Consider the following 17,884-nt stretch of genomic DNA (forward strand, 5'->3'; position numbering starts at 1 on the left):
TCCGCCCACCTTAGCGCCGCGGCGCTGTCGCCCGTGGCGTCTGCGCGGCCGTGGCGACTGTGATGCGATAGACCGGTGACCCCTTCCGATGACGAGCTCGTACGGCTTCGCTCGGTCGCCGAAACCCTGGCCACGGAGGCCGCCGCATTCGTGAGGCGTCGGCGGGCAGAGGTTTTCGGCGCTGAGGCTGGCGGCTTGCAAACTCCAGACAGTGGCGCGGTGCGCTCGAAGAGCACCCCGACCGACCCGGTGACCGTGGTCGACACCGAAACGGAACGGCTGTTGCGCGACCGGCTGGCCGAATTGCGGCCCGGGGACCCGATTCTCGGCGAGGAGGGCGGCGGGCCCGCCGATCCGGCGGGCACACCGGCCGGATCGGTCACCTGGGTGCTCGATCCCATCGACGGCACAGTGAATTTCGTCTACGGCGTGCCCGCCTACGCGGTGTCGGTCGGCGCACAGGTCGACGGCGAGTCGGTGGCCGGGGCGGTTTCCGACGTGGTCGGAAACCGGGTGTACTCGGCGGCGCTGGGCCTGGGTGCGCATGTCAGGGACGACGAGGGGACGCAGCCGTTGCAGAGCTCTGCCGTCGACGATTTGTCTATGGCGTTGCTGGGCACCGGTTTCGGCTATTCACGGCAGCGCCGCGCGGCGCAGGCGGCGCTGTTGGCCCGGATGCTGCCGGTGGTCCGCGATGTCCGTCGCATCGGTTCGGCCGCACTGGATCTGTGTATGGTCGCCTCCGGCCGGCTCGACGCCTACTACGAGCACGGCCTGCAGGTGTGGGATCGCGCCGCCGGTGCGCTGATCGCGGCGGAGGCGGGGGCCCGGGTGGTGCTGCCGGCGTCCGGCGTGAACGGGGCCGGCCTGGCGCTGGCCGCCGCGCCCGGCATCGCCGACGAGCTGCTGGCCGTCCTGGAGCGTTTCGACGGCCTGGATCCGATTCTGGATTGACCGCCCGTGTCAGCAGCTGCTGGCGTGAATCTTGGCCAGCAGCGTGGGATCTGAGGGCTCGGTGGCGCCGGGACGCAGGGTCGCGAGCACCGCGTCGATGTCGTCGTTGTGGGCCAACGCGCTGAAGTCGGTGCCCAGGGACAGGTCGACGGAATCGTCGGCGCGGTTGTCGTTGAACAGCTCGGTGCACGGCGCCACCAGCCACACGGCCGCCGCGGTGGCCTGTCCGGCGGTGCCGAAACGGATCTGGCCCTGGCAGGTGAGTCTGGTGCCCGCATAGAGGGGGTCGTTGGCGGCGGTCGGTTGCGCGAAGCCGAGGTCTTTCATCGCGCCGGCGACATCGCCCGCTTGCCCACCCCGGCCGCTGGCGTTGAGGACGCGAACCTTGGTGTCGGCGAGTTTGGCGGGTGTGACGTCCATCATGGCGCTGCGCGACACCTGCTCACCGAGCTGGGCCGGCGCCGAACCGGCCGCCTGGGGCGGGGGATTGCACACCACGGCTTCGTGCACCTTCGCGGGGCGCGTCAGCGCGATGGTCCAGATCACGCCGGTGGCCACCGTGAGGAGCGCCACCACAGCGATGGCCGGCCGGGGGTTGCGCCGCCGAAAGGGCCGACCATGCTTGTCAAAGGCTGTACCCTCGGTGATTTGCGTGACCACAGCTGCACTCTAGCCGGACGCGAAACCCACTGTTCAGACGCGAGCACAAGGGTAAAAATGGGGGTGTGACATAAATCACACCTTAAGGGGCCGCGATACGGGCACGAATTGTTTGGTGGATGCGTTCGACGCTGGTACAAAGCGATGCTTGGATAACGAGGGCATGTGAGGGGATAGGGCAATGCCTACCGACTACGACGCTCCACGGCGTACCGAGACTGACGACGTCTCGGAGGACTCGCTGGAGGAGCTCAAAGCGCGACGGAACGAGGCGGCGTCGGCCGTCGTCGATGTCGACGAATCTGAATCCGCTGAGAACTTTGAACTGCCTGGTGCCGACCTGTCTGGTGAAGAACTGTCGGTGCGCGTGATTCCGAAGCAGGCCGACGAGTTCACCTGCTCGAGCTGCTTTTTGGTGCAACACCGCAGCCGGCTGGCCAGCGAGAAGAATGGCGTGATGATCTGTACCGACTGCGCGGCCTGATCGGTCAGCTGCGCAATGCCGACAGCACCCGCTCGGGGTGACGGCAGCTCACCAACCAGTACGGCGTCGGATCGTCCGGATCGTCGAGTACCGCCAGGATCATCGGCCCTACCCATGCCCTATGCAGCACATACGCCGCCGGGTCGAGTTGCCGGCCCAGGGCGGCGGACTTGGCCGAGAGTGCTATCTCCGCGGACCGGGAGATCACGGTGACCGGCAGATGCGCCTGGCCGGCCCACAGCTGCACCTCGCCCGGCGCCGCCGGGTCGGCGGTGACCCGGATCTCGATGCGGCCCAGCCACAGCAGCGCCGCTGCCGCCACCGCGAACAGCGTCGCGTACGGCCACCAGGACGACTGGCGGGTGACGCCCATGTTGAATTCGAAGGCGATGATGCCGGCCAGCGCGAAGGCCGGTGGCCACCACCACCACGGAACCCACAATCGTTCGCGATACCGCACGTTGTGCGGCGCGACGCGCGTATCGGACACGCAGTCAAGGGTAGTCTGTGGCCCCGTGTCGACCAGTCTGGCCATCGTCCGTCTTGACCCCGAGCTTCCGCTGCCCAGCCGTGCCCACGAGGGCGACGCCGGGATCGATCTGTTCAGCGCCGAAGACGTCAAACTGGAACCCGGGCGGCGCGCCCTGGTGCGGACGGGGGTCGCGGTCGCCATCCCGTTCGGAATGGTCGGCCTGGTGCATCCACGGTCGGGACTGGCTGCGCGAGTTGGACTTTCGATCGTCAACAGTCCGGGTACCATCGACGCGGGCTACCGCGGCGAGATCAAGGTTGCGCTGATCAACCTGGACCCGACCGAGCCGATCGTGGTGCACCGCGGCGATCGCATCGCCCAGTTGTTGGTGCAGCGAGTCGAATTAGTGGAGTTGGTCGAGGTGTCGTCGTTCGACGAGGCCGGGCTGGCCGAAACATCCCGTGGCGATGGTGGTCACGGTTCCTCCGGCGGACATGCGAGTTTGTGATGGCATTCGGTAAACGCACACCCAAAGACGACGACGCCTCGGGCGCCGACACCTCGGCGGCCGACGAGGTCGCCGCCCCCGAAGAGCTCGAGGGCCCGTTCGACATCGAGGACTTCGACGACCCCGCGGTCGCGGAGCTGGCGCGGCTCGACCTGGGCTCCGTGCTGATCCCCATGCCGGAGGCCGGCCAGCTGCAGGTCGAGCTGACCGAAACCGGTGTGCCGAGCGCGGTCTGGGTCGTCACGCCCAACGGGCGCTTCACCATCGCCGCCTACGCCGCGCCCAAGACCGGCGGCCTGTGGCGCGAAGTGGCCGGCGAGCTCGCCGAGTCGCTGCGCAACGACTCGGCCCAGGTCAGCATCAAGGACGGGCCGTGGGGTCGCGAGGTGGTGGGCACCGCGACCGGCGTGGTGCGCTTCATCGGCGTCGACGGCTACCGCTGGATGATCCGCTGCGTCATCAACGGCCCACACGAGACGATGGAAGCCCTGGAGCATGAGGCGCGAGCGGCCTTGGCGGACACCGTGGTTCGGCGTGGCGACACGCCGCTTCCGGTGCGCACACCGCTGACCGTGCAGCTGCCCGAGCCGATGGCGCAGCAACTGCGCGAGGCCGCCGCCGCGCAACAGGCCGCGCAGCAGGACGGCGCCCAACAGGCCGAGGGGCAGGCACCGCCCAACGAGCCGGCCGCGCGCCGCAGCGTCGACGGTTCGGCGATGCAACAGCTGCGCACCACCACCGGCGGCTGAGCCGGCTACAGGTCGGCCAGCGCGCGCAGGCAGGCTGCCCCCAGGGCGGCCGGATCCGCGCCGATCTGATCCAGCGTCACCGTCCGCAGCGCCGCGCGCGGCGCGGCGGCGACCCAGTCGAGCCCGGACTGCAACGGATGGATCGGGTCGTCGACCGCGGACGCCACGCCCAGCGGCGCGGCCAGCCCGGCCAGCTCGTCGCAGCTCGGCGCCACGTAAGCGGCCGCCTCCTCCATGGCGTCGGGCAGATGCGGCCATTGTGCGCCCCACGACCGAGTCAGCTCGTCGGCCAGCCAGGGCGGGCTGGACGCCCGCATCTGGGTCGTGGTCACCGCCAGCCCGTCGGCGCGCAACTGTGACGCCGAATACCGCGCCGCAAGCGCCGCGGGCGCGGCCCCGGGCGCGCCCGCCCATGCCGGCAGCGCGGCCAGCACCGCGACCGTCCGGTCGGGATGGGCCAACGCCCAGGCGGCCGCCACCGCGGCGCCGATCGAGACCCCGCCCACAGCGATGGACCCGCGGTGGCCCGCGTCATCCAGCGCCGCCAAGTAGCTCTCGATCAACCGGTCGGGCCGCGGCGGCGGGGTCACCAGCCGCGCGCCGAGCTCGGACAAGGGACCGGAGAATGCCCGGTGAACGTAGTCGTCGTCGGAGCCGGTTCCGGGCAACAACACCGTCGTGACACCGCGCAGATCGACCACCACCTCTTGATAGTGCCCCGTCGTTCACCTGCCCTCCAACACGACGTTTGAGGCGGTTGGCGCTGGGGAACTAAGAGGTCTACGGTGTCCGTTGGCATAGATGGAAGCGTCGAGGCTTATCAGCATTGTCAGGAGTGGCCATGGGGGCCCAAGGGTTTCTGCGCCGGCTCACCCGTCGGTTGACGGAGGATCCGGAGCAGCTCGACTCGGAGGAACTGTCCGACGAGGTCGCAAGCACCGGCGCGCAGCGGGCGATCGACTGCGAGCGTGGCCAAGAGGTCACGATGGTGGGCACGCTCCGTAGCGTCGAGTGCAACGGCAGGGCCTGCGCCGGCGGAGTACGCGCCGAACTGTTCGACGGCAGCGACACCGTCACGCTGGTGTGGCTGGGGCAACGCCGCATCCCGGGCATCGACTCGGGCCGCACCCTGCGAGTGCGTGGGCGCCTCGGCAAGCTGGAGAACGGAACCAAGGCGATCTACAACCCGCACTACGAAATTCAGCGGTGACCGAACCCCAAGATCTGGGGGCAACCCCGCGGGAGTCGGGCGCATCGGAACAAATGACCTCTAACCGCATCAACCCGGAACGGCTGCTGGCACAGGCAGGCGGGGTCAGTGGTGTCATCTACTCGTCGCTGCCGGTGGTGGTCTTCGTCGTCGCCTCGAGCGTGTCGGGACTGGTTCCCGCGGTCGTGGCCGCGCTGGCGGTGGCCGCGCTGATCCTGATGTGGCGGCTGATTCGCCGCGAATCCCCGCAACCGGCGTTCTCCGGTTTCTTCGGCGTCGCGCTGTGCGCGCTGATCGCCTACGTGCTGGGGGAGTCCAAGGGCTACTTCCTGTTGGGCATCTGGATGTCGCTGGTGTGGGCCGTGGTGGTCGCGGCCTCGGTGCTGATCCGCCGTCCCCTGGTCGGCTACGGGTGGAGCTGGGCCACCGGGCGTGGCGACGGCTGGCGCAACGTGCCCCGGGCCGTCTACGCGTTCGACATCGCCTCGGTCGGCTGGGTGCTGGTGTTCACCGCGCGGTTCGTGGTTCAGGGACTGCTTTATGACGCCGACCGGACCGGGTGGCTGGCGGTGGCGCGGATCGCGATGGGCTGGCCGCTGACCTTGCTGGCCGCGTTGGCCACCTACGCGGCGATCAAGTCGGCGCAACGGGCCATCGCCGCCGCCGACGGCCCCGCAGTCGACGTGGAACCCGGCGCCGTCACCGACTGATCAGCCGCCGGCCGGATTGTGGCTGCCCAACAACAGCTTCTGCAAGTCCTCTTCCGCCTCGGCAACCGCGACGAACAGCAGCTCGTCGCCGCCCTCCAGCGGCTCGTCCTCCTCGGGCACGATCACCCGTGGGCCGCGCAGGATCGTCACCAGCGAGGCGTTCCGCGGCAGCTGCAGTTTGCGCACCGGCTTGCCGCCCCACGGCGTGTCGTCGGGCAGCGTGATCTCGACCAGGTTGGCCTGCCCCTTGCGGAATTCCATCAGCCGCACCAGATCGCCGACGGCGACGGCCTCTTCGATCAACGACGCCAGCATGCGCGGCGTCGACACCGCCACGTCGACCCCCCAGGCGTCGGTGAACAGCCATTCGTTGCGGGGATCGTTAACCCGCGCCACCACCCGCGGCACCGCGAATTCGGTTTTGGCCAAAAGGCTTAGCACGACGTTGGCCTTGTCATCGCCGGTCGCGGCGACCACCACATCGAACTCCTGCAGGTGCACCGACTCCAGCAGGCTCAGTTCGCAGGCGTCGCCCAGCCGCCAGTGCGCGGCCGGGATGGCGTCGACGTCGACATGATCGGGATTACGTTCGATCAGCGTCACATCGTGGCCGTTGCCGATGAGTTCGCGGGTGACCGAGCGGCCGACCGCACCGGCGCCGGCTACAGCTACTTTCATCTGAGCCGCTCCTCAACGCTCGAATGCATCACAGGTCTTCACTGGGTGGTAGGGCGGCGATGGCCACCGCCTCGGCGGCGCGGCCGGAGATCGCGGCGACATACACCTGGTCGCCGGCCTGGATAACCGATTTGGGCTCCGGCAACACGCCGGCCCCGAAACGGATGAGGAACGCCACCCGGGCGCCGGTGGCCTGCTCGAGATCGGTGACCCGATGCCCGATCCAGTCCTCGTGCAGGACGACCTCGCACACGGTGACGGTGCCGGTCGGATCGCGCCACTTGGCCGTCTCGGTCTCGCGCAGCAGCGCGTTGAGCAGGCGGTCGGTGGTCCAGGGCACGGTCGCGATGGTGGGGATGCCCAGGCGCTCGTAGACCTCGGCCCGCTTGGCGTCGTAGATGCGGGCCACGACCCGCTTGACGCCGAAAGTCTCCCGGGCCAGTCGCGCCGAGATGATGTTCGAGTTGTCGCCGGACGACACCGCGGCGAACGCGTCCGCTTCGTCGATACGGGCCCTCAGCAATACATCCCGGTCGAATCCCTGCCCCAGCACCCGCTCGCCGGCGTATTCGGGGCTGAGCCGGTTGAACGCGGTGCTGTCCCGGTCGATGACCGCGACGTCGTGACCGATGCGGGAGAGTCCGTCGGCGACCGAGGAACCGACCCGGCCGCAGCCCATCACCACTACTCGCAACTTGAGGTCCTCTCGGCCGCGTCCTGCGCCCTCCACCGGCAAACCACGTCGGCCAGCCGTTTCGGTCGGCGAACATTCTCCTACGAACGCTACCGCCAAACCCGTCTGGGCTTACTCTTGGCTCTCGTGTCCAAACTTTCAACCGCCACCCGTCGGTTGCTTATCGGTCGCCCGTTCCGCAGCGACCGGCTGAGTCACACACTGCTGCCCAAGCGGATCGCCTTGCCGGTGTTCGCCTCCGACGCGTTGTCCTCCGTTGCGTACGCGCCCGAGGAGATCTTCTTGATGCTCTCGGTGGCCGGGGTGACGGCGTATGCGCTGACACCGTGGATCGGGCTTGCGGTGGCCGCCGTCATGTTGGTGGTGGTGGCCAGCTACCGGCAGAACGTCCACGCCTACCCGTCTGGCGGCGGCGACTACGAGGTGGTCACCACCAATCTCGGCGACACCGCCGGCCTCGTGGTCGCCAGTGCGTTGATGGTGGATTACGTTCTCACCGTTGCGGTTTCGACGGCGTCGGCGATGGCGAACATCGGCTCGGCGATCCCGGTCGTGGCCCAGCACAAAGTCTTCTTCTGTGTGTTGTCCGTCCTGCTGGTGATGGCGCTGAACCTGCGGGGGGTGCGCGAGTCCGGGTTGGCGTTCGCCATCCCGACCTATGCGTTCATCATCGGGGTGCTGGTGATGATCGGCTGGGGTCTGTTCCGGATCTTCGTGCTGGGCAATCCGCTGCGGGCCGAGTCCGCCGGATTCCAGATGCACTCCGCACATGGCCAGGTGGTCGGTTTCGCCCTGGCCTTCTTGGTGGCGCGGTCGTTTTCGTCGGGGTGTGCGGCGCTGACGGGTGTCGAGGCGATCAGCAACGGGGTGCCGGCTTTTCAGAAACCCAAGTCGCGCAACGCGGCGACCACCCTGCTGATGCTGGGCGGCATCGCGGTGACCCTGCTGATGGGCATCATCGTGCTGGCCCAGCAGATCGGGGTTCAGCTCGTAGAGGATCCCGCGACGCAACTGGGCGGGGCGCCGAAGGATTACTACCAGAAGACCCTGGTCACCCAGCTGGCGCAAACGGTGTTCGGCAGCTTCCACATCGGGTTCCTGCTGATCGCCACGGTGACCGCTCTGATCCTGGTGCTGGCGGCCAACACCGCCTTCAACGGGTTTCCGGTGCTCGGCTCGATCCTGGCGCAGCACAGCTATCTGCCGCGCCAATTGCACACCCGTGGAGACCGATTGGCGTTCTCCAACGGAATCCTGTTCCTGTCCGGGGCGGCGCTGCTGGCGATCATCGCGTTCCGGGGCGAGGTCACCGCGCTGATTCAGCTCTACATCGTCGGCGTGTTCATTTCGTTCACACTGAGTCAGATCGGCATGGTCCGGCACTGGACCCGCTTGCTGCGCAACGAAACCGATCCGCGGGTGCGGCGCAAGATGATGCGCTCGCGGGTGGTCAACACGATCGGACTGCTGTCCACCGGCGCGGTGTTGTTGGTGGTTCTGGTGACCAAGTTCGCCTCCGGGGCGTGGATCGCACTGTTCGCGATGAGCCTGCTGTTCGGGATCATGAAAATGATTCACCGGCACTACAACACCGTGAACCGCGAATTGGAGGAGCAGGCCGCCGCGCAGGACAACGTGGTGTTGCCCAGCCGCAATCACGCCGTGGTGCTGGTGTCGAAGCTGCACCTGCCGACGCTGCGAGCGCTGGCCTACGCCAGGGCCACCCGGCCCGACGTTCTCGAGGCGATCACGGTCAGCGTCGACGACGCGGAAACCCGCGACCTGGTGCACAAGTGGGAGGAAAGCGATATCAGCGTCCCGCTCAAGGTCATCGCGTCGCCGTATCGCGAAGTCACCCGTCCCGTCTTGGACTACGTCAAACGGGCCAGGGAAGAATCGCCGCGCACCGTGGTGACGGTGTTCATTCCGGAGTACGTGGTGGGCCATTGGTGGGAGCAGGTGCTGCACAACCAGAGCGCTCTTCGGCTCAAGGGCCGCCTGCTGTTCATGCCGGGCGTCATGGTGACTTCGGTTCCGTGGCAGTTGAGTTCGTCGGAACGCCGCAAGACTTTGCAGCCGCACGTGGCGCCCGGTGACGCTCGCCGGGGGATCTTCGATTGAGCCGCGAATCGACACGGGCGCGGCGCGCGGGACCACCCCCCGTGGGCGAGCTGACCTTGACCACCGATGCCCCGGCCAACGGCGGCAGCTGCGTGGCGCATCACGAAGGCCGGGTGGTGTTCGTCCGGTATGCGTTGCCCGGTGAGCGGGTGCGTGCCCGGGTGACCACGGATCGCGGATCCTATTGGCACGCAGAGGTTATCGAAGTTCTCGACGCTGCGGCCGGCCGTATCGCGTCGCTGTGCCCCATCGCCGGGGTGGACGGCGCCGGCTGTTGCGACCTGGCGTTCGCCGACCCCGAAGTGACCCGCACGCTGAAGGCCGAGGTGGTGGCCAACCAGCTCGAGCGCCTCGGCGGGCATGCGTGGAGCGGCGAGGCCGAGCCGCTGGCGGATTCCGCGCCGACCGGGTGGCGCACCCGCGTTCGGCTCGACGTGGGCCCCGACCGTCGCCCGGGCTTTCACCGGTACCACAGCGACGATTTGGTGACCGACCTGCGTTGTGCGCAGCTCCCGGCCGGCATGCTCGACGGGATCGCCGACCTCGAGTGGCCGCCCGCCGCCCAGCTGCACGTGGCCGTCGACGACGACGGCGCGCGCCACGTGGTGCGCACGCTGCGGCAGGGCAGGCAGACCGCTACCAAGGTGATGGAGGGTCGCTACGAGGCGGTGCAGCGAGTGGCCGGGCGCAGCTGGCAGGTGCCGGTGACAGCCTTCTGGCAGGCGCACCGCGACGCTGCGGGGGTGTACAGCGAGCTGGTCGCCGATTGGGCGCAGCTGGGCACCGGGATGCGCGCGTGGGATTTATACGGCGGCGCAGGCGTTTTCGCCGCGGTGCTCGGTGATGCCGTGGGCCCGTCGGGGCGGGTGCTCAGTGTCGACACCTCACGTGCGTCTACCCGGGCCGCCCGGGCCGCCCTGGCCGATCTGACCCAGGTGCAGATCGTCACCGACTCGGTGCGGCGGGCGCTGGCGGCGCAGCGCGGGCGCGCCGACGTGGCGGTGCTCGATCCACCGCGGGCGGGGGCCGGGCGCGAGGTCCTCGATCTGCTGGCCGCCGCCGATGTCCCGAGGGTGGTGCACATCGGTTGTGAGGCAGCATCATTCGCTCGCGACATCGGGATCTACCTCGGGCACGGTTACACCGTCGAGAAGATCAAGGTGTTCGACGCCTTCCCGCTGACCCATCACACGGAATGCGTCGCGCTGCTGACCCGTTAGGTGAGTACGAAGTACCGAAGCCATAGGTAGAGCGCGCACAGTGTGGTGGAGAGCACGGTCACCAGCACGCCCTTGCGGGTGAATTCCCAAAAAGAGATGGGATTGCCGGAACGCAGGGCGATGCCCACCATGACGATGTTCGCAGTGGAGCCGACTGCGGTGAGGTTGCCGCCGAGGTCGCCACCGAGCGCCAGCGACCACCACAGTGCGTTATGGTGCGTCTGGCCGGGGATGGTCGTAGCGAGGTGACTGACGATCGGTGTCATCGTGGCCACATACGGGACGTTGTCGATGACGCCGGACACCACCGTTGAGAACCCCAGGATCAGCATGGTCGCGAGCAGCGCGTTGCCGCCGGTGACGTTGGCCGCCAGCCGGCCCACAATGCCGATGACGCCTGTTTTGAGCAGGGCGCCGACCATTACGAACAGCCCGACCATGAACAGCAGCGTGTCCCATTCGACGTGGGAGAGGTAGTCGGACGTTTCCAACCGGGACGCCAGAATGAGCACACCGGCGCCGAGCAATGCCACCAGTGATGGCGCGACGTGTATCGCCGGGGACAAGACGAACCCGGCGAATACGGCGGCCAAGACGACCCCGCACTTGATGAGCAGCAAGCGATCTCGGATGGCTTCGCGCTCCTGCAGTGCCATGACGTCGGCGATGCGTTCGGGATTGACGGTCGAAAAGCCGCGGAACAACAGCGGTGACACGGCGATGAGGGCCAGCAGCACGATGACCACGATCGGTGCCATGTTGACCAGAAAGGCGTTGAACGACAGGCCCTTGCGGGCGCCGATGATGATGTTGGGCGGGTCACCGACCAGCGTCGCCGCGCCCCCGATGTTGGAGGCGAAGACCTCCGCGATCAACATCGGCACCGGGTTGATCTCCAGCCGGTCGCAAACCAGCAGGGTGACGGGGGCGATCAGCAACACCGAGACGACGTTGGGCAGCACGGCCGAGGCGAGCGCCATCACCAGCATGAGCAGGATCATGATGCGCAGCGGGGAGCCGTTGGCACGCTTGACGGCCCAGATCGCGACGTACTCGAAGACGCCGGTATGGCGCAGGATGCTGACGATCATCATCATCCCCAGCATCAGAAAGATGACGTCCCAGTCGATTCCGTTGTCCTGGGAGTAGAACACGTCGGGCGAGTCGATCACCGGCAGCATGACCACCAGCCCGGCGCCCACCAGCGCGACCGTTGTTTTGCTGAAGCGTTCGCTGATCAAGAAGGCATACGTGACCAGGAACACCGCGATCGCGTAGTACATCATCGGCGCCGCCTCCCCGCGAGACCGATCACTGGTTCAAAGCCACGGCCAGCAGGCGCGATGCCGTGACCACCCCTAACAACTCACCGCCTTTGACCACGGCGACCAGCTGACTGTTCAGGCGCGACATGACTTCGGCCAGCTCGATGATCGTGTCGTCGGCGTCGACGACGGGAATGTGCTGCCGTTGCTGTGGCATCACATCGCGAATCGACTTGCCGCCCAGTCTTTCTGCAGCGTGGTCGGCGACGGATTCGGTCAGCACGCCGGCCAGTGCGGGATCTTCCTGCACATAGCTGGGCAGGATGAATCTGACCACCTGGGATGCCGTCAGCACTGCGAACGGCGCTTCGGCCTTGCCGGTATCGATGACGAGCCCGGTCAGCCGGTGCGCGGCGAGCAGGCGAACCGCGTCCAGCGCGTCGGAGTCGATGCTCACGATCGGGAATTTCTCCGCGATCTCGCCCGCGCGCATGCCGTTACCGTACGGCGGGTGGACGGCTGTGGCACCGCGGCCACGCCTCAAGAATTCGTCAATATCCGGCTCAGCCGTCAGACGGCCCGATCGGTGGCGGCGCCGCAAGCTATACCTCCTGGAGTCGCTGAACAGCAACGCCGACCAGGCTTCCCGGCACACCGTGCAGTGAGGTTACCAAAGTCGCGGTCCGAGGGCCCGACGGCGAGATTGAAACTGTCTAAGGGGCCACCCGCCACGAGCTGCGTAGACTGACTGGATGCTGGAACAGATTCGTGGGCCCGCCGATCTGCAGCACCTTTCCCAACATGAACTTCGCGAACTGTCCGCCGAGATTCGCGAGTTTCTGATTCACAAGGTTGCTGCCACGGGGGGACACCTGGGGCCGAATCTGGGCGTGGTCGAGCTGACGCTCGCCCTGCACCGGGTGTTCGACTCACCCCACGATCCGATCATCTTCGACACCGGCCATCAGGCCTACGTGCACAAGATGCTGACGGGCCGCTCCCACGACTTCGAGAGCCTGCGCAAGAAGGGCGGGCTGTCCGGATATCCGTCGCGCGCCGAGAGCGAGCACGACTGGGTGGAGTCCAGCCACGCCAGCGCCTCCTTGTCCTACGCCGACGGCCTGGCCAAGGCCTTCGAACTGAGCGGGCACCGCAACCGGCACGTGGTCGCGGTGGTCGGCGACGGCGCGCTCACCGGCGGCATGTGCTGGGAGGCGCTGAACAACATCGCCGCCTCCGGCCGCCCGGTCATCATCGTGGTCAACGACAACGGCCGCAGCTACGCCCCGACGATCGGCGGTGTCGCCGACCATCTCGCCTCGCTGCGGCTGCAGCCGGCCTACGAGCAGGCGCTGGAGAAGGGCCGCGACGCGCTGCGCGCGCTGCCGCTGGTCGGCAAGATCGCCTACCGCGTCATGCACAGCGTCAAGGCCGGCATCAAGGACTCGCTGTCGCCGCAGCTGATGTTCACCGATCTGGGCCTGAAGTACGTCGGCCCCGTCGACGGTCACGACGAACGCGCGGTGGAGGCCGCGCTGCGCCACGCCCGCGGCTTCGGCCGCCCCGTGATCGTGCACGTGGTGACCCGCAAGGGGATGGGTTTTGCGCCGGCCGAGGACGACGAGGCCGAGCAGATGCATTCGTGCGGCGTCATCGACCCGGTCACCGGCCAGGCGACCAAGGTCGCCGGCCCGGGCTGGACGGCGACGTTCTCCGACGCCCTCATCGGCTACGCCCGGAAGCGCCGCGACATCGTGGCCATCACCGCGGCCATGCCAGGCCCGACCGGGCTGACCCCGTTCGGGCAGCAGTTCCCGGACCGCTTGTTCGACGTCGGCATCGCCGAGCAGCATGCGATGACGTCGGCGGCCGGCCTGGCCATGGGTGGCATGCACCCGGTGGTGGCCATCTATTCGACGTTCCTCAACCGGGCCTTCGACCAGATCATGATGGACGTGGCGCTGCACAAGCTGCCCGTCACCATGGTGCTCGACCGGGCCGGCATCACCGGTTCGGACGGCGCGAGCCACAACGGCATGTGGGACATGTCGATGCTGGGCATCGTCCCCGGCATGCGGGTGGCTGCACCCCGGGACGCCACCCGGTTGCGCGAGGAACTCGGTGAGGCGCTCGATGTCGACGACGGCCCCACGGCGCTGCGCTTCCCCAAAGGTGATGTGGGCGAGGACATCCCGGCGATCGAGCGCCGTGGATCGGGCACCACGGGCGTCGACGTGCTCGCGGTCCCGGCCGCCGGTTGCAACCACGACGTCCTGCTGATCGGCGTCGGCGCGTTCGCGCCGATGGCGCTGGCGGTGGCCAGGCGGCTGCAGGACCAGGGGATCGGCGTCACGGTCATCGACCCGCGCTGGGTGCTCCCGGTCTCGGAGAGCCTTCTGGAATTGGCGGCCCAGCACAAGCTCGTCGTCACATGCGAGGACAACGGGGTCAACGGCGGGGTGGGCTCGGCGGTGTCCGCCGCCCTGCGCCGCGCCGAGATCGACGTTCCGTGCCGCGATGTGGGGCTGCCGCAGCAGTTCTACGAGCACGCCTCGCGCGGTGAGCTGCTGTCAGACCTGGCGCTGACCGATCAGGACGTGGCCCGCCGCATCACCGGTTGGGTCGCCGCGCTGGGCAGCGGCGTCGCCGAAGCGGAGATCCGCGAGCACCTCGACTAGTCGGGGCGCAGCGCTGTCGACGGGCACTCACGCATGGCCTACGGCGAGCTGTTAGCCGACGAACGCAAGGAAACGGCGGCCGTGTTTTGGATGCGCGCCAACACGTGATTCAACCAATGTGGTATCACGGTCCCGGATGTGTTGACAGACAGCGGCTCCTGTTACAGGTCTGGTGACTTCCGCTCATAGGACCCGGCCCGCTGATCAAAGTCGTTGGCGCGGGTGCCGCGTTGCGTAGCGGTAGGTGTAGCCGTCGTTCTTGCCGATCAGGCCCAGGCCCGGTTCTGGTTGTGGTCTCCGGCTCATGCTGCGAGTAGTCAAAGCGGCGAGCGCGGCTGCACCGGCGAGCCAGATCCATTTCGCCGACGGGCGCCCGATGCTCATTCGCCGGCCTTCCTGGCGTGCAAACCCGAGCTGATCCCGGCGCGGGGTCCGTTGGAGCGGATCGCGCCGCTGTCCATGTTGCCGTCGCCAGGGATGCGCGAGTCCCAGTGGCGGCGGAATGCGATGAGGCCCTTGTCGAAGGGGGCATAGGGTGGCTTAGGGCCTTCGACGCGGTGCCTCAGTAGCGCAACGTCTTGGGCGGCGGTTGAGTAAAGCCCCAAGCGGAGCACTTTAGTCATCAGCGTCTCCAGGAGTGGTCCCACGATGGGTACTCGCGGGCGCGGCACGACGTCGATCGCGAAGAAGTGGTGGTCGTCCTCGTTGCACGGAGTCCAACAGACGAGGTGGTCACCCCAATTGCCGGTGTTCTCGATGTGGGTCAAGTGAATGGTGGCACCGAAACTCGTTGCGATCAGACTGCCTCGGACAGGGGTGAAGATGTTGACCAGTTCCCCCTGTCGATAGAGGCGCTTCAGGTTCGCCCATGTGTACCAGGGCCGGTAGCTGTGCAGCCGGTTTTCGATCTTGATCATCGTCGAGGTCTCTTCCAGGGCTACCGCTTCCCCCCACTCCGCGGCACCGTGCGCAAAGGCCAGATGCATACCGTCGCAGATGTTTTCGGCGAAATACTTCGCCGGGAAGGGCATGTACAGCCGGTGTGGCACCGTGATGAAGTCTCGCGGCGAAACGCCGTAGTGCTCGTAGAGGTCTGGAATCACATGATCAGGCTCGCCGTCGCCGTTCCACAGGTAGACGGCCCCGTCGCGCTCCATGATCCGGTATGTCGGCAGACAGCGATTCTTTAGCTGCCGGGAGGGACCCACCTGGCTGACCACCGAGCCCGTGGGGTCGTAGCCCCAGCCATGGAATGGGCAATGCAGAGTGGTCCCGCGAACCATCCCGCCGTAACCAAGGTGCGCACCGAGATGCAGGCAGTGTGCGGCCTGGCAATGCAAACAGCCGTCGTCATCGCGCCAAAGCACCAGGTCTTTTTCCAGTGCTCGGACCGGTTCGCTGCGGCCGCGAGCGACGTCCGTCGAGAGTGCGACTATCCACCATGACGCCGGGTAGGCCGGATTGAGCGCGGGCGCGTACCGCTTGTCGGGCTTGGTCGTGGCGGTGGGAATCGGGCGGGAATCAACGGTCATCGAGCGCTCTTTCGAGGTCCGGGACAACGACATCGGACATATTATCGGACAATGCGTTCGACACGGTGGCGATCGGCTAATCTGACTGGTCATGGCGTCCATTACCCGCAAGAAACGGCCTGGGCGGGCGGATAGTAGGACGCCAACGAAGCAACGCCTGCTGCTTGCGGTGGAGCGCCTGCTCAGCCGGGGGGAGTCCTTCACCGAAATGAGCGTGGGACGCCTCATCGCCGAAGCGGGGGTCAGTCGCTCGACGTTCTACGTGCATTTCGCCGATAAGGGTGAGCTTCTGCGGGCGCTCACGTCGGACATCGCCGATGAACTCGCCACCGCGGCCAGCGTGTGCTGGGACCTCCCCGCCAACACAACTCGCGAGGACGTCACCAACGGTCTTTTGCACCTAGTGGAGGTCTATTTGCCCCACGCGGATCTGCTGGCCGCGATTGTCGAAATGGCGGGATACGACGCCGTCGTTCGAGCTCATTGGATCAGCCTGATGGAGCAAGTCATTGCTGATGCTGCGACCCATATTCGCCGTGGGCAGGGGGAAGGCAGCATCCGAAGTGATGTGCGTCCTGTCGAGACCGCCCAATGGTTGATCTGGATGATCGAGCGCGGTGTCTACCAATTGGTTCGCAACGCGGCGCCGACTGACGCGCGTGCGCTCATCGACGAACTTGGCAACATTATCTGGTACCGCCTCTACGAATCCCGGCCGCCAGCGTGAGTCTGCCATCGGGTTGTCCCACGCAGGTTCCCTGCCCGCCCGATATGTGTTTGCTGCTCAGGCGTTGTTGTTGCGTTTCATGGCCGCGCAGAGTTCGATCATCCAGCCGACGGCCAGTGCGGCATCGGCTGGGTCACCGACGACGGGCAGGTAGTCGAAGGGCATGACCCAGTCGATTCCGGCATCGAGGTAGGGCTGGACCTGTTTGGCGACGTCGTCGGGGGAACCGAGGAGCCAGGCCGCGCGCACATGGTCGGGCGTAGTGGCGGTGACGATCTGGTCGATGAACTCGGAGTCGGTGTCGTAGGGGAGCATGTCTCGGAAGTAGCTCCAGCCGGGAGGGAATGGTAGTGAGCGTTCTTCCTTCGCCCACATGTCGGTGTCGACTCGTCCCACCGCCGAGGACACCCACTTGATCAGGGGGTTGTCGAAGGCGGCTTGGAGCTTGGACTGGTCGGGGTGGAGGAGAACAGACACCCACAGCGCGATGCGGAACTGCTCGGGGTCGCGGCCTTTTTGTTCGACCTGGTGACGGATTAGCTGGATTGAGTCCGCGGTCTCTTCTGGCGAGGTGAGCGCGTTGGGCACCGCGATCGCGATTCCGTCAGCCCAGGATGTCGCGTAGTCGAGCAGTTGCGGACCGCCGCCCAGCGCCCACAGCGTCGGGCGATGTTGCTTGGCCCCGCCGAGGTAGGCGCGCTTGAATTTCCAGCGTTTGCCGTCGAAGTCGATCGGTCCGTCGTTGTCGAGGATCTGCCGGTAGATCTGAAACAGGTCCTTCATACGCGACATTCCTTGGTTGGTCGGATGTCCGAAGGGTGCCGTCTGCTTGAGTTCTCCGCCGCCGATCTGGAAGTTCGCGCGGCCTTCGGTCAGGTGCGCGAGCGTCAGCATCGACTGCACTATCTCGGCTGGGCCGCGCCGGACGCTGTCGGATGTTAAGTGCAGGTTCAGATTCGGCGCCGCGGCGTGGATGTAGGGGGCGACCATGAACGCGTCCATTGCGGAGTCCGGATCGCCTATCAGCCCCGCGAGCGGGGTATTCTCCGGAGTCCAAAGCTGTTGTGGCGCAAAGCCGGCCAGCTGGTCGGGCACGAGGACGCCGTCGACGTGGCCGCTGTCCTGCAGTGCGCGGCATTGATCGGCGATGATGCTGGCGGGAAAGTGGCGGTCGGTCCAGATACCGACACATGTCTCGAGCACGGGTGAATTCCTCCTTCGA

Annotated in this window: 20 protein-coding genes and 1 pseudogene; 11 read left to right on the forward strand and 10 right to left on the reverse strand. The window is 67.0% G+C overall.

Features of this window, described 5'->3' with window-relative positions; all coding sequences use genetic code 11:
* The first annotated feature begins 75 nt into the window (after positions 1–75).
* A complete protein-coding gene (locus tag B8W69_RS14135; protein WP_085290419.1) occupies positions 76–954 on the forward strand; it encodes an inositol monophosphatase family protein in 879 nt (292 codons plus the stop codon).
* 9 nt (positions 955–963) lie between these two features.
* Here B8W69_RS14135 and cei read toward each other — a convergent pair whose 3' ends face one another.
* Positions 964–1,614, reverse strand: a complete 651-nt coding sequence (gene cei / locus B8W69_RS14140) for an envelope integrity protein Cei (protein ID WP_085290420.1) — start codon at positions 1,612–1,614, stop codon at positions 964–966.
* Positions 1,615–1,795: 181 nt separating this feature from the next.
* Here cei and B8W69_RS14145 point away from each other — a divergent pair, with 181 nt between their 5' ends.
* On the forward strand, positions 1,796–2,098 hold the full coding sequence (locus B8W69_RS14145) for a DUF4193 domain-containing protein (RefSeq protein ID WP_036468275.1): 303 nt from the start codon (positions 1,796–1,798) through the stop codon (positions 2,096–2,098).
* Positions 2,099–2,102: 4 nt separating this feature from the next.
* Here the strand turns inward: B8W69_RS14145 and B8W69_RS14150 are convergent, their stop codons facing one another.
* Positions 2,103–2,588 (reverse strand): DUF3093 domain-containing protein, encoded by a 486-nt coding sequence (locus tag B8W69_RS14150; protein ID WP_085290421.1) that lies wholly within the window; start codon positions 2,586–2,588, stop codon positions 2,103–2,105.
* A 25-nt stretch (positions 2,589–2,613) separates the two neighbouring features.
* Here B8W69_RS14150 and dut point away from each other — a divergent pair, with 25 nt between their 5' ends.
* Together dut and B8W69_RS14160 are read left to right on the forward strand one after the other, a co-directional pair.
* Positions 2,614–3,078 carry a dUTP diphosphatase gene (dut, locus tag B8W69_RS14155; RefSeq protein WP_007774869.1) on the forward strand — a complete coding sequence of 155 codons (465 nt, stop codon included), beginning with the start codon at positions 2,614–2,616 and terminating at the stop codon, positions 3,076–3,078.
* Complete coding sequence (locus B8W69_RS14160; protein WP_085290422.1) at positions 3,075–3,827, forward strand: DUF3710 domain-containing protein; 753 nt, start codon at positions 3,075–3,077, stop codon at positions 3,825–3,827. Before dut ends, B8W69_RS14160 begins: the two co-directional genes overlap by 4 nt.
* A gap of 5 nt (positions 3,828–3,832) precedes the next feature.
* Here B8W69_RS14160 and B8W69_RS14165 read toward each other — a convergent pair whose 3' ends face one another.
* On the reverse strand, positions 3,833–4,531 hold the full coding sequence (locus B8W69_RS14165) for a hypothetical protein (protein ID WP_085290423.1): 699 nt from the start codon (positions 4,529–4,531) through the stop codon (positions 3,833–3,835).
* A 137-nt stretch (positions 4,532–4,668) separates the two neighbouring features.
* Between B8W69_RS14165 and B8W69_RS14170 the strand changes: the two genes are divergently transcribed.
* Together B8W69_RS14170 and B8W69_RS14175 are read left to right on the forward strand one after the other, a co-directional pair.
* Entirely contained in the window at positions 4,669–5,037 is a 369-nt protein-coding gene (locus B8W69_RS14170; protein WP_085290424.1) for an OB-fold nucleic acid binding domain-containing protein, read from the forward strand.
* Between the two features lie 53 nt (positions 5,038–5,090).
* On the forward strand, positions 5,091–5,747 hold the full coding sequence (locus B8W69_RS14175; protein WP_085290425.1) for a DUF3159 domain-containing protein: 657 nt from the start codon (positions 5,091–5,093) through the stop codon (positions 5,745–5,747).
* On the opposite strand, the gene B8W69_RS14180 is transcribed toward B8W69_RS14175, so the two are convergent.
* Together B8W69_RS14180 and B8W69_RS14185 are read right to left on the reverse strand one after the other, a co-directional pair.
* Positions 5,748–6,425, reverse strand: coding sequence for a potassium channel family protein (locus tag B8W69_RS14180; protein ID WP_085290426.1), 678 nt, complete (start codon positions 6,423–6,425; stop codon positions 5,748–5,750). It abuts the gene before it with no gap.
* Positions 6,426–6,453: 28 nt separating this feature from the next.
* Positions 6,454–7,119, reverse strand: coding sequence for a potassium channel family protein (locus tag B8W69_RS14185; RefSeq protein ID WP_165762618.1), 666 nt, complete (start codon positions 7,117–7,119; stop codon positions 6,454–6,456).
* Positions 7,120–7,245: 126 nt separating this feature from the next.
* Between B8W69_RS14185 and B8W69_RS14190 the strand changes: the two genes are divergently transcribed.
* Together B8W69_RS14190 and B8W69_RS14195 are read left to right on the forward strand one after the other, a co-directional pair.
* The gene (locus tag B8W69_RS14190) at positions 7,246–9,240 is read left to right on the forward strand and encodes an APC family permease (protein WP_085290529.1); all 1,995 of its coding nucleotides are present in this window, start codon (positions 7,246–7,248) and stop codon (positions 9,238–9,240) included.
* Positions 9,237–10,460, forward strand: coding sequence for a class I SAM-dependent RNA methyltransferase (locus B8W69_RS14195; protein ID WP_439330614.1), 1,224 nt, complete (start codon positions 9,237–9,239; stop codon positions 10,458–10,460). The genes B8W69_RS14190 and B8W69_RS14195 overlap by 4 nt, the downstream gene beginning before the upstream one ends.
* Here B8W69_RS14195 and B8W69_RS14200 read toward each other — a convergent pair.
* Complete coding sequence (locus tag B8W69_RS14200; RefSeq protein ID WP_085290429.1) at positions 10,457–11,746, reverse strand: ArsB/NhaD family transporter; 1,290 nt, start codon at positions 11,744–11,746, stop codon at positions 10,457–10,459. The two genes, B8W69_RS14195 and B8W69_RS14200, sit on opposite strands and share 4 nt — an antisense overlap.
* A gap of 25 nt (positions 11,747–11,771) precedes the next feature.
* The gene (locus B8W69_RS14205) at positions 11,772–12,218 is read right to left on the reverse strand and encodes a CBS domain-containing protein (protein ID WP_085290430.1); all 447 of its coding nucleotides are present in this window, start codon (positions 12,216–12,218) and stop codon (positions 11,772–11,774) included.
* Positions 12,219–12,477: 259 nt separating this feature from the next.
* Here B8W69_RS14205 and dxs point away from each other — a divergent pair, with 259 nt between their 5' ends.
* Together dxs and B8W69_RS29915 are read left to right on the forward strand one after the other, a co-directional pair.
* Entirely contained in the window at positions 12,478–14,403 is a 1,926-nt protein-coding gene (gene dxs / locus B8W69_RS14210) for a 1-deoxy-D-xylulose-5-phosphate synthase (RefSeq protein WP_085290431.1), read from the forward strand.
* Between the two features lie 9 nt (positions 14,404–14,412).
* Positions 14,413–14,586 (forward strand): annotated as a pseudogene (locus tag B8W69_RS29915) (IS481 family transposase); the annotation flags it as partial.
* A gap of 21 nt (positions 14,587–14,607) precedes the next feature.
* On the opposite strand, the gene B8W69_RS30310 reads toward B8W69_RS29915, so the two are convergent.
* Both B8W69_RS30310 and B8W69_RS14215 read right to left on the reverse strand, forming a co-directional pair.
* Entirely contained in the window at positions 14,608–14,787 is a 180-nt protein-coding gene (locus tag B8W69_RS30310) for a hypothetical protein (protein WP_133057999.1), read from the reverse strand.
* Positions 14,784–15,935 (reverse strand): Rieske 2Fe-2S domain-containing protein, encoded by a 1,152-nt coding sequence (locus tag B8W69_RS14215; protein WP_220084553.1) that lies wholly within the window; start codon positions 15,933–15,935, stop codon positions 14,784–14,786. The genes B8W69_RS30310 and B8W69_RS14215 overlap by 4 nt, the downstream gene beginning before the upstream one ends.
* 91 nt (positions 15,936–16,026) lie before the next feature.
* Between B8W69_RS14215 and B8W69_RS14220 the strand changes: the two genes are divergently transcribed.
* Positions 16,027–16,662: a TetR/AcrR family transcriptional regulator gene (locus B8W69_RS14220; protein ID WP_085290530.1), complete on the forward strand. Its 636-nt coding sequence runs from the start codon at positions 16,027–16,029 to the stop codon at positions 16,660–16,662.
* A 57-nt stretch (positions 16,663–16,719) separates the two neighbouring features.
* Here B8W69_RS14220 and B8W69_RS14225 read toward each other — a convergent pair whose 3' ends face one another.
* The gene (locus B8W69_RS14225) at positions 16,720–17,865 is read right to left on the reverse strand and encodes an LLM class flavin-dependent oxidoreductase (RefSeq protein WP_085290433.1); all 1,146 of its coding nucleotides are present in this window, start codon (positions 17,863–17,865) and stop codon (positions 16,720–16,722) included.
* Positions 17,866–17,884 lie beyond the last annotated feature (19 nt).

The organism is Mycolicibacterium vulneris (genome assembly GCF_002104765.1).
Taxonomy (GTDB): domain Bacteria; phylum Actinomycetota; class Actinomycetes; order Mycobacteriales; family Mycobacteriaceae; genus Mycobacterium; species Mycobacterium vulneris.

Bases quoted from the DNA above. Each gene is read 5' to 3' on its own strand.
- B8W69_RS14145 (WP_036468275.1), top strand. From the start codon at position 1,796: ATGCCTACCGACTACGACGCTCCACGGCGTACCGAGACTGACGACGTC.
- B8W69_RS14170 (WP_085290424.1), top strand. From the start codon at position 4,669: ATGGGGGCCCAAGGGTTTCTGCGCCGGCTCACCCGTCGGTTGACGGAG.
- B8W69_RS14175 (WP_085290425.1), top strand. From the start codon at position 5,091: ATGACCTCTAACCGCATCAACCCGGAACGGCTGCTGGCACAGGCAGGC.
- B8W69_RS14180 (WP_085290426.1), bottom strand. From the start codon at position 6,425: ATGAAAGTAGCTGTAGCCGGCGCCGGTGCGGTCGGCCGCTCGGTCACC.
- B8W69_RS14200 (WP_085290429.1), bottom strand. From the start codon at position 11,746: ATGATGTACTACGCGATCGCGGTGTTCCTGGTCACGTATGCCTTCTTG.
- B8W69_RS14205 (WP_085290430.1), bottom strand. From the start codon at position 12,218: ATGCGCGCGGGCGAGATCGCGGAGAAATTCCCGATCGTGAGCATCGAC.
- dxs (WP_085290431.1), top strand. From the start codon at position 12,478: ATGCTGGAACAGATTCGTGGGCCCGCCGATCTGCAGCACCTTTCCCAA.
- B8W69_RS30310 (WP_133057999.1), bottom strand. From the start codon at position 14,787: ATGAGCATCGGGCGCCCGTCGGCGAAATGGATCTGGCTCGCCGGTGCA.
- B8W69_RS14215 (WP_220084553.1), bottom strand. From the start codon at position 15,935: ATGACCGTTGATTCCCGCCCGATTCCCACCGCCACGACCAAGCCCGAC.
- B8W69_RS14220 (WP_085290530.1), top strand. From the start codon at position 16,027: ATGGCGTCCATTACCCGCAAGAAACGGCCTGGGCGGGCGGATAGTAGG.